The sequence below is a fragment of the Planktothrix sp. FACHB-1355 genome, from assembly GCF_014748295.1.
Lineage (GTDB): Bacteria > Cyanobacteriota > Cyanobacteriia > Cyanobacteriales > Aerosakkonemataceae > Aerosakkonema > Aerosakkonema funiforme_A.
This window is the reverse complement of record NZ_JACJUP010000208.1, coordinates 1-7,816: the sequence shown is the minus strand read 5'-3', so window position 1 is coordinate 7,816 and position 7,816 is coordinate 1. Positions and strand designations below refer to the sequence as shown.

The window sequence follows — 7,816 nt, the reverse complement described above, 5'->3', positions numbered from 1 at the left end:
CAGCCAATATATAGACCCTGAACATAAAACTCTCAAATGACATTCAAATGGGGTCAGCAAACCTAAAGGCCCTAAACATAAAAAAATATTGACAAAATTTTAAAGTCATGTTAAAAGCCAGTCTTCCTAATCAGGAAAACTGGCTTTTAACATTTTGAGCTTGCTTGAAAAAGTCGAAAATTCTTTACGGTAACCGATTCGCCTCTGGCGTACCTCCAATGATGTAAGGGGAAGGAATCGCTTCCGCCCGTCCGGAATTGACGAGAGCTTGGTAAACAAAAGCTGCAACATCTGCACGAGTTGCAACTTGATTGGGATTTAATAAATTCTGTTGAGGATAGTTGACAACTAGCTTCTGTTGGGTTGCTGCTGCGACTGCTGGGCCGGCGTAATTAGGAATTTGGGCAGCATCTTTGAACAGAGAAAGCAAGTTTGTATCTCCTGGAGGCAGTTTTAGACCGCTGGCAAGAGAAACGAGCGCTTGAACTCTGGTAATTTCTTGTTGAGGTCTAAAGACGCGACCTTCATATCCAGACAGAAAACCACCCCGGTAAGCAGCTTGAATAGCTTCAAAGCCCCAAAAATTTCTGGCCACATCAGTAAAGTTCATACTGGGGCGAGTAGGTGCAGGGGAAAAGGCTTTGTTGACAATGACGGCAAACTGGGCACGGTTAACTGCTTCGCGGGGGCGAAAAGTACCATCGGCAAATCCAGCAATGATACCTTTGGCAGCAAGGGCTTCAATATAAGGTTTAGCCCAGTGACCTTCGATATCTGCAAAAGTAGAAGAACCGCCCCCTGCTGGTGGCTTTACTTCAGCGGCAACAAAATCGACGCGACCGGAAATGCGGCTGCGATTAATATTGTTACCGACAGCAACTATAGTGTTGCTGGCGGTGGCGTTGTGGAGGTCGAGTTTACCGTTGTTGCGGATAATATTATTGCCGGGGTTACTTGCAGTTCCCAAATCCGGTTGAGCGTTGATGGTGACAACTACACCATCTCGTGTATTGCTCTGAATCAGATTGTTACGCAGCACCGGGCGGGCTGAATCGTTGATATAAATTCCGTCGGTATTTTGGAGAATGCGATTTTCTGTAACTAAAGGCGATGCTGTACCGCCGATCGCAATCCCAAAGCCGGTACTTACAAATAGATTACCGCGAATTTCACCTGCGGCGGACTTAGCGACAGAGATACCGTTACCGTCGTTGCGAGTAAACAAATTATTTTCAATCTTGGGTGTACCGTTACCGGTGACAAAAACGCCTTCTCTTTTACTATCGCTGAAGGTATTGTTGCCGATCGTGGGATTGGTCGATTCTACCCATACTCCTGTACCGCGTTTATTGGGATTGGTAATCGTCAAACCTCTAATTTGACTATCTGGTTCGGCAATTATGGTAACGTCTTGACGCGAAAATGTCGGGCTGATGTACTGACCACCACCGATAATAACTATGCCCTGACCTTTGTTGGATTCGTCACCGCGTAGAATAACGCCACGTTTGATAGTCAGTGGAAAAACTTCGCCGCTGTCAGCTGTGTAGGAACCAGGTGCTAGCTGAATAGTAGTGCCTGGTTGCGCTTGTTTGAGAGCGAAAGTAATCGTTTTATAAGCGGTTACTTCGGTGTTTCCAGCGCCAGTGCTGTCATTACCCATTTTTGGGTTGACGTAAATAATATTACCAGTAATTGGTGTTTGAGCTATTTGTACAGGTGCTGGTTTTATACTAGCCCAAGCCGATTGAGATATTGGGCTATCATAAGCAGAAAGTAGCAAAGCTGCTAGTCCAAGGGTTAGAGCAGATGGGATGCGTTTGGCTTTATGGACTCGATCGAGATCGGAAGATGATTGTGTATTCATTTCCTGTAGTTTTAGCGATAATACGATGTTCGTTGCCGATCGTTGAAATAGCTGTCAGTTTCAAAGTTGAGCCACATCTGAGGACAAGTTCCTCACTTGCCAAGTTCCGCTTGGAATATGTGTCCAGCTTGCACGGTTAGCGAACAGAAGCTGAAACTTCACTTATCATAAATGGTGCAATTTAGGCAAGTAGCTATAGCTAAAATCGTGCCGTTTTAAGGCGATCGGAAATGAACGCAAAGCACTGCAATCAGGAATATGCGACCGCATTCCCAAAAGTGTGAAGTTAGACTTGCTTGTACGCAAGCCAAACTACCAGATGAGAGTTTGCCGTCCTTAAACCAAACTACAAGATCCAAGGAGCGATCGCGTTGACAAAAATCTTTATATTTGGCAAATATACAATTAAATCGCAGATCCCTCTGCGATCGCTTAAATATATAGATAAATTGCCCACTCGCTTAAGTGAGTGAACTTGCAGAAAACTTACCGATCGGTTAGACAAAAAAGCAACCGAATCAGTACGCTAAAGTTTCAAGAGTTTCGCGCAAATAACGCTGTACTCGATAATCCAGACTGGTATCCTGGTAGCGATCGTCTACTTGCTGGCGTTCCATTTGCCAGCTTTGAAAGCCGGAGCTAGAAGCGATCGCCATTTTGAGATTAGCCCAGATTTGGCTATCTTCGAGAAATTCCCTAGAGGATGAAGCAGGATAAGTGGCCATAGGCACCCCAAGAACATCTAAATTGAGTTTGAGGAATTTGAGGGTTTAGAACCCGCATCTTCTATTATGGGCGCTGAAGCTGAGGACGACTGTTTTTCCTGAACATTAATGAATGGCAAAATTTGATTTACTTGCCAACCAGGAATTGTAAAGTCTTGGCGAATCTTTTCTAAAGGATAGGGTTCTGTAGCCGCAAATGCCGATTCGCTGGTCATAAGGACTGCCAGAACGCTAATGGGTACCTGCAAGAACAAATTGCACAAAAGAAATGCTGCTGCTGCCAGTAACAACCCAGCGAAACGCCATTCTGGCGGAAAAGGCGCAAAGGGGGCTGCAATGGGAGCAGCACGGTAAAGTTGCCATAGAATGGCAACTAAAAGAATCGGTGCTGCTATTGCCAAGACTCGCTGCAAGGGCTTTTTAAACAAACTCAAGATTTTTCGTTGCTCTTGAGTTAGCTTCTCTGGCTTCAGGGCGAGAATTAAAATGCTGAATATATTAAAGTGGCGGAATAACTGCATCCACAAAACAGGAGCAATTCCCACCACTACTATTAATAACAGCTCCAGCCAAACAGGGAGAATTGGATCTCCGACTGCCAATCCCAGCCAGCAAAGCACCAGCAATATGGGAAGAGCCGCCAATCCAGCAAGGTGAATCCACAAAAAAGGTTCTGACCAGAATGAACGCATAGGGATTTGAGATTTGAGATTTTGGATTTTGGATTAAATCCAAAATCCAAAATTGATTAACTAGGAGTGAGAGTACGGCGCTTGGTGACCATCTTGAACGCTTCAATTCGGTCGCCCACAGACCAATCGTTGAACTTATCGATGCCGATACCGCATTCAAAGCCGGCGTTGACTTCTTTGGCATCTTCTTTCATCCGTTTGAGGGAATCGAGAGTACCTTCATAAATCACCTGACCGCCTCGGCGCACGCGCACTTTACAGTTGCGAACCGCCTTGCCGGATATGATGTAACAACCGGCGACAGCCCCTCGACCGACTGGGAAGACAGCACGTACTTCCGCTTCGCCCAAAGCTTCTTCTACCAATTCTGGTTCCAGCAAGCCTTCCATCGCTCCTTGAATGTCTTCCAGGAGTTTGTAGATGATGTTGTATTCGCGCACATCTACACCCGCTTGGTCGGCTGCTTGACGGGCTCCGCTGGCCAAGGTGGTATTGAAACCAACGATGACGGCGTTGCTGGCTGCTGCCAAGTCTACGTCTGTTTGAGTGATTTCGCCAGGGGCAGCTAGCAGGATACGGATTTGCACCTGATTCTGGGGCAGCTGTTGCAGAGAGCCGACAATTGCTTCTGCCGAACCTTGAACATCTGCTTTGAGGATGAGGTTGAGTTCCTTGAGTTCGCCTTCTTGAGCTTTCGCCGAGAGGGTTGTGAGGGTAACTCCGCGCATCAGGCGAGATTGTCGCTGTTGTTCGGCACGTTCTTGAGCAAGCGCACGCGCTTTCTTTTCATCTTGGAACACGTCGAACTCATCGCCTGCGGCGGGAACTTCGCTCAGTCCCAATACTTCCACCGCAAACGATGGACTTGCGGCTTCCACGCGATTGCCTCGATCGTCGATCATCGCCCGCACCTTACCGAAGGCAGAACCGGCTACGAGGATATCACCCACTCGCAGAGTACCGTTTTGCACTAACAAAGTAGCAACCGGGCCTCTTGACTTATCCAAATTGGCTTCAATTACCGTTCCTTTGGCCGAGCGATTCGGGTTGGCCACGAGATGTTCGTCAACTTCTGCTACCAGGAGAATCATTTCCAGGAGGGAATCCAGGTTTTGTTTTTGCATTGCGCTGACGCTAACCATAATCGTCTCGCCGCCCCATTCTTCTGGTACCAAAGCGAATTCCGTCAGTTCTTGCTTGACGCGATCGGGTTGTGCGTCTGGTTTGTCGATTTTGTTAATTGCTACGACAATGGGTACTTCTGCGGCTTTAGCGTGGCTGATCGCTTCGATCGTCTGAGGTTGGACACCATCATCTGCGGCTACTACCAGTACGGCGATATCTGTAACTCTTGCCCCACGCGCTCGCATAGCGGTAAATGCTTCGTGACCGGGCGTATCCAGAAATACTACCTGCTGAGTGTTGCCATCGTGCTGTACGTCTACATGATAAGCACCGATATGCTGGGTAATACCGCCTGCTTCCCCCTGAGCCACCTTGCTTTCGCGGATAGCATCCAACAGAGTAGTTTTACCGTGGTCTACGTGACCCATGATTGTGACGACAGGCGGACGACGCTGAAGATGATCCAGATCTTCCACATCAATCATCTCGCTACCTTTGCTCGCTTCAGCTTCCTTCTGGGCGGTTTCCACGTCCACACCCAGATCGTTGGCCAGCATAGTCACCGTGGGGACATCAAGGCTTTGAGTAATGGTAACGGCCATACCTTTAAAGAACAGCCGCTTGACAATTTCCGTGTCCGGTACTCCCAGAGCTTGCGCGAGCTCTTGCACGGTCATGCTACCGATTAAAACTAGCTTCTGAGGACGATCGACTGCGGACTCTTCTCGACCTCGGTTGCGAGCTGCTTTAGCAGCGTTACCATCGCGGGAAGGAGCTTCCTTTTGACGCTTTGTAGCGGCTTGGGCTGCTGCGGTTGCTGGTGCCGATCGAGGTGCTTTTGGCTTCGGCGGGCGAGCGACTGAAAGACTGACTTGAATTGTGGGAGGCAAAACTTCGAGGTCGCTTTCATCGAAATCAACCTCATCCTCATCAAAAAGTGCCTGCTTGCTGCGTTTCCCAGCTCCTTTAACTTTGGCCGCTTTGCTGGGCAAATCTTCTTCTTCCTCTTCCCAGTTTTTCGCTTTTTTAGGTGGTCTGGGAGGTTGCGGTCGCTTCAGTTCCTGCTCTGACAAAGCTGTCGTTTCTTCTATTTCCTCACCTTCTGCGGCTGTATCTCCTCTGAGATCTGCTTCTTCAGATGCGGCAGGACGGATGGGGCGGCTAGGTGGATTCGGTTTGACCACCGGTTTGGGCCGCTGTAGTTCTGGTAAGGGTGGCGCTGGTGGTGCAGTTGTGCGGTTAGGCTTCGACTCCTGAAGTGATTGCTTTCTCTCTTCTCTTTTCTCTTGTCTTTTATCTTCCCGCTTATCTTCCCTTCCCTCTACCTTTTTCTCGACAGGCTGCTGCCCAGTTGCGGCTGGCTTAGGCTTTTTCTTAACAGGTTGGTCTGTTTGGTTTTGGTTAGCCTGACGGTTGGGTGGCGAGGCGACTGGTCTCGATGGAGGTTCGGTAAGCTTAGGTTGTTCTGGTGCGGGACGAGAAGGGGGAACTTGCTGAACTTGCTGTATTTGCTGAACCTTTAAGGGTGTGCCTTTGTCGTTCGCTACAACTTCCTGATTTTGGCTGGGGCGTACTGGTCGAGTAGGTGCCGACGGCTTCATAGATAAAGACGTTGGCTGACTTACTGGCGGTTGGGGCGGGATAGCAACGGGCGCTCCCAATTGTTTCGGAGGGTTAACAGCAGGACGCTCCTGATGTTGGCGAATTCCCAAAATCTGCTGTTTTTTTGGGGCATTGGGCTTTGGGCCCGATGGCGGTGATTGTGAGTGTGTCTTATTGTGAGATGGAGCCGATTTGCTGGGAGATGTATGCTGGGCTGCATATTTCTCCGCAACTGTGCGAATGCGTTCTGCGGACTCGTCGGTAATAGTGCTGCTGTGACTTTTGACTGGAATCCGCAGCTGATCGCAAATTGCAAGAATATCCTTATTGTCCAAATTAAGTTCCCGTGATAAATCGTAAATTCTGACTTTGCCGTTGTTCATCCACGCTTTCCCCTTGACTCATACCAGCGGTCTCTGATGACCTACTGTTCTAAGATATCTACATCATTGGTATGCTGCCTCCTTTGTGGGAGTTGCAACTGGTTGGAAAGCAATCAAGGAAAACAGATGCAGTTTCGCCGCTTGGCTTTCGCCGAAGAATTTATGAATTGCAACTTTTGATGTGTTGGCGGGAGAACTCATGGGGTAATTGATTCGGTCTGGCCGATATCTACTCCATGAAGCAGATCGTGTGTTACCGGAGCCCGGTACGATCCGCATTGCCAATGTTGTTAGTTGTAATCTGGCACAAATTTTTCAGCAACTGTGGACGGTTTTGTTTGCAAATTTATCCTTGGCTACTTTAACAAGCACCTATTTACTATTTTGGCACTCACCTTGCTGTTCGGCGCTGTTAGGGTTTGCCGTGCCCCGATGGAAGCCAGAGTGGCAGCGAGTGCAATTCTGGCCTGCATCCGGTTCGGAATCCGATGCGATCCGCTCGCGAGGTTTTGAGTTGATTGACGCCTGGTGGTTAGATAAATGTTGCCACAAGGCTTGGTATATTTCTGGGGGCACTGCTGTTTTGAGCGCGTTCCCCAGACGATTTTTTTTCTGAGCTGCTTGCAAGCAACTCTGAGTCGGACAAAGATAGGCCGATCGACCTTCCCCCCGATCTAATTCTACCTGCCTGGATGGATAGACTCTGACAATGCGCCAGAAAGCTTGTTTGGGCGCTACCCGACGACAACTGATACAACGTCGATAATTGGGTTCCACACTCTATCTTCCTCGTCAAAGCATCCAAGAGAGTTTATTCATCTAAGTCAACATCTTCTTCGACTTCATCCAAATTGTATTTTTCGATGGTGTCGTCTTCCTCTCGCTCGCGCTCTAATTCTTCTGCCTGAGCGATAGCTTCTGCTATTTTTCGGTCTTCAGCTGCGGCATCGTACTTCGCTGCGTCTTTGATGTCTATTTTCCATCCGGTGAGGCGGGCGGCCAGACGCACATTTTGCCCTTCTTTGCCGATCGCTAGACTCAGCTGATCTTCAGTGACCAAAACATGAGCTTGACGAGCTTCTGGATTTACCAGTCGCACTTCTTCTACTCTAGCTGGACTGAGGGCATTAGCAATATATGTGGCGGGGTCTGGCGACCATCTGATGACGTCGATTTTTTCTCCCCGCAATTCGTTTACGACTACTTGAATGCGGGAGCCCCGCGCCCCAATACAAGCACCTACGGGATCTACATCTCGCTCTAAAGTATCGACAGCTATTTTAGTACGCGGGCCAAGAGAACGGGAGGGTGGGTTGGCTTCCCGTGCTACTGCAACGATGCGGACTACTTCATCTTCTATTTCTGGGACTTCAGTGCTGAAAAGTTCGACTACCAAACCGGCAGCTGCTCTGGAAACCAGTA

5 protein-coding genes and 1 pseudogene are annotated in these 7,816 nt (G+C 48.6%); all 6 read right to left on the bottom strand.

What is annotated here, in order from left to right; all coding sequences use genetic code 11:
* Positions 1 to 184: 184 nt before the first annotated feature.
* The gene (locus H6S82_RS11520) at positions 185 to 1,867 is read right to left on the bottom strand and encodes a DUF1565 domain-containing protein (protein WP_190465079.1); all 1,683 of its coding nucleotides are present in this window, start codon (positions 1,865 to 1,867) and stop codon (positions 185 to 187) included.
* Positions 1,868 to 2,385: 518 nt separating this feature from the next.
* Positions 2,386 to 2,592: a hypothetical protein gene (locus tag H6S82_RS11515; protein ID WP_190465080.1), complete on the bottom strand. Its 207-nt coding sequence runs from the start codon at positions 2,590 to 2,592 to the stop codon at positions 2,386 to 2,388.
* 17 nt (positions 2,593 to 2,609) lie between these two features.
* Positions 2,610 to 3,284, bottom strand: a complete 675-nt coding sequence (locus tag H6S82_RS11510) for a low-complexity tail membrane protein (protein ID WP_190465081.1) — start codon at positions 3,282 to 3,284, stop codon at positions 2,610 to 2,612.
* Between the two features lie 56 nt (positions 3,285 to 3,340).
* Positions 3,341 to 6,394 carry a translation initiation factor IF-2 gene (gene infB, locus H6S82_RS11505; RefSeq protein ID WP_190465082.1) on the bottom strand — a complete coding sequence of 1,018 codons (3,054 nt, stop codon included), beginning with the start codon at positions 6,392 to 6,394 and terminating at the stop codon, positions 3,341 to 3,343.
* Between the two features lie 372 nt (positions 6,395 to 6,766).
* Positions 6,767 to 7,171, bottom strand: a complete 405-nt coding sequence (locus H6S82_RS34345; protein WP_190465083.1) for a DUF448 domain-containing protein — start codon at positions 7,169 to 7,171, stop codon at positions 6,767 to 6,769.
* 34 nt (positions 7,172 to 7,205) lie between these two features.
* Positions 7,206 to 7,816: pseudogene (gene nusA, locus H6S82_RS11495) on the bottom strand (transcription termination/antitermination protein NusA); the annotation flags it as partial.

What these genes read in the sequence shown, in the direction of transcription:
- H6S82_RS11515 (WP_190465080.1), bottom strand. Translation starts at nt 2,592, where the DNA reads ATGGCCACTTATCCTGCTTCATCCTCTAGGGAATTTCTCGAAGATAGC.
- infB (WP_190465082.1), bottom strand. Translation starts at nt 6,394, where the DNA reads ATGAACAACGGCAAAGTCAGAATTTACGATTTATCACGGGAACTTAAT.
- H6S82_RS11510 (WP_190465081.1), bottom strand. Translation starts at nt 3,284, where the DNA reads ATGCGTTCATTCTGGTCAGAACCTTTTTTGTGGATTCACCTTGCTGGA.
- H6S82_RS11520 (WP_190465079.1), bottom strand. Translation starts at nt 1,867, where the DNA reads ATGAATACACAATCATCTTCCGATCTCGATCGAGTCCATAAAGCCAAA.